Annotated in this window: 2 protein-coding genes; one reads left to right on the top strand and one right to left on the bottom strand. The window is 67.6% G+C overall.

Translation table 11 applies throughout. From position 1 onward, the window contains the following. Positions 1-164: 164 nt before the first annotated feature. Positions 165-1,061: an EamA family transporter gene (locus tag OR37_RS20460; protein ID WP_004625234.1), complete on the bottom strand. Its 897-nt coding sequence runs from the start codon at positions 1,059-1,061 to the stop codon at positions 165-167. Between the two features lie 154 nt (positions 1,062-1,215). Here OR37_RS20460 and OR37_RS20455 point away from each other — a divergent pair, with 154 nt between their 5' ends. Further along, complete coding sequence (locus OR37_RS20455; protein ID WP_004625232.1) at positions 1,216-2,271, top strand: DUF2855 family protein; 1,056 nt, start codon at positions 1,216-1,218, stop codon at positions 2,269-2,271. The last annotated feature ends 95 nt before the right edge of the window (positions 2,272-2,366 follow it).

The following is a 2,366-nucleotide window of genomic DNA, read 5'->3' as shown; positions in this document are numbered from 1 at the left end:
CGATCCGAGTTTGCGAAAAAATATAACCGTCATCCCGCGCTTTATGCGCGGGACCCATCTGTCCGCCGCAGGGGCGGAGAAAACTCACACGCCCACGTGTCGGCTGAACCATGGGTCCCGCGCATAAAGCGCGGGATGACGATGTTGGTGTTGAGGGAGCTTCTTTAGGCCTCCGCCCAAATCCTTGCCCGCAGCTTCGGCCACAGCATGTTCACCGCCAGTCCGGCCAGCACCAGGGCGGCGGCCGTCAGCTTCCAGGCGGGCAGGCCTTCGTGCAGCAGCAGGGCCGAGGCGCCCATGCCGAAGACCGGGACCAGAAGCGCCATCGGGGTGACGGTCGCGGCGGGGTGGCGGGCCAGAAGCCAGCCCCAGGCGGCGTAGCCGAACATGGTGTTGCCCACCGCCTGCCAGGCGACGGCCAGCCAGGTCCAGGCGTCGGCGCCGGTGACGCCCTTGACCATGGCCGGCCAGCCTTCCAGCCACAGCGACATCAGGAAGAGCGGCGGGATCGAGAACAGGCTGGCCCAGACCACATAGGCCAGCATGTTCACCGCGCCGGCCTGGCGCGCGACGATATTGCCGCCCGACCAGCTGGCGGCGGCCAGCAGCACCAGGACGACGCCCAGCGGCGTGGCCGCGCCGCCGCCGTGCGCGGCGATCAGCACGATGCCCGAGGCGGCCAGCAGCAGGGCGGCGATCTGGAAGCCCCGGATCGGCTCGCGATTTATGCCCATGGCCATGCCGATCGTGAAGAACACCTGGGTCTGCACCACCAGCGACGCCAGGCCCGGCGAGATCGAGCCCTTCATGGCCACGAACAGCAGGCCGAATTGCCCGGCCCCGATCAGCACGCCATAGGCCGCCAGATTGGCCCAAGACACCGCCGGGCGCTTGACGAAGAAGGCCATCGGCAACAGCACCAGGGTGAAGCGCAGGGTGGCGAACAGCAGCGGCGGCAGGTGGTTCAGGCCCACCCGGATCACCACGAAATTCGTGCCCCACACCGCCACCACGGCCAGGGCCAGCAGGAAATGGCGAAGGGGCAGGGACGCTTGGGACATGAGCGCTCCGGGGGCGGCTTTGTCCTTCGATTGCGCCCTCGCCATCGACGGAGCAATGGAAACATTGTCCTGGTGACAATGGCGCCGTCCCGACAAGCGCGTTTGACGCCCTTCCGCCCGCCGCCTAGCTTCGCCGCGAACAGGGAGAGACGCCATGGGTTGGGACCTGCTGGTCGCCAGGAACGACTTGCGCCGCGCCGAGATCCGCGAGACCGCGCCGGCGGCGCTGGCCGAGGGCGAGGTTCACTTGGCCATCGAAAGCTTCGCCCTGACCGCCAACAACATCACCTACGCCGTGTTCGGCGAGGCGATGAAATACTGGGACTTCTTCCCGGCGCCGGAAGGCTTTGGCCGCGTGCCGGTCTGGGGCCACGCGCGGGTCGAGGAAAGCGCCCATCCCGAAATCGCCATGGGCCAGCGCTTCTATGGCTACTGGCCGATGTCGACGCACCTGACCGTCCAGGCCAAGGTCGGCAAGACCGGCTTCACCGACATCGCGCCGCACCGCCAGCCGCTGGCGGTGGTCTATAACCAGTATCAGGCCGTCGGCGACGAAGAGCCTTTGGAGGCCTATCGCGCCCTGCTGCAGCCGCTGTTCATGACCTCGTTCCTGATCGAGGACCAGCTGGACGAGGCGGGGTTCCACGGCGCGGCCCAGGTGATCCTGTCCAGCGCCTCGTCCAAGACCGCCATCGCCCTGGCGGCGCTGTTGAAGCGGCGCGGGGCGGTCAAGGTGGTTGGCCTGACCTCGCCCCGAAACAAGGCCTTCGTCGAGGGCCTGGGCTTCTACGATCAGGTCGTCCTCTATGACGACATCGCCAGCGCGCCGATCGTCGGTTCGGCGGCGTTCGTCGATTTCGCCGGCGACTCGGCGGTGCTGGCGGCGGTGCATAACCGCTTCGCCGACGACCTGAAGGCCTCGATCCTGGTCGGCGGCACGCACTGGGAGGTTCCGCGCGCCCAGGCCGCGCTGCCGGGGCCCCGGCCGGCCTTCTTCTTCGCCCCCGACCGTATCGCCAAGCGTCGTCAGGACTGGCCGGGCGGCGCGTTCGAGCAGCGCTATGGCGCGGCCTGGGCGCCGTTCGTGGCCGACGCGCCGCGCTGGCTGACGGTGACCGGCGGGCAAGGCGCGGAGGCGATCCGCGCGGCCTATTTGGAACAGCTCGAGGGCCGAACCGCGCCGGATGTCGGCCTGGTGCTGCGGCCTTAGAGCCTTATCCGCTCGAATGGAATCATTCGAGCGGAAAAATAAGGCTCTAAATCAAATATTTAGAGCGTGATAACCGCCGAAACCGCTCACACTTT

This window comes from Caulobacter vibrioides OR37, from assembly GCF_000372645.1.
GTDB classification, from domain to species: domain Bacteria; phylum Pseudomonadota; class Alphaproteobacteria; order Caulobacterales; family Caulobacteraceae; genus Caulobacter; species Caulobacter vibrioides_E.
This window is presented reverse-complemented; position numbering and strand designations above follow the sequence as displayed.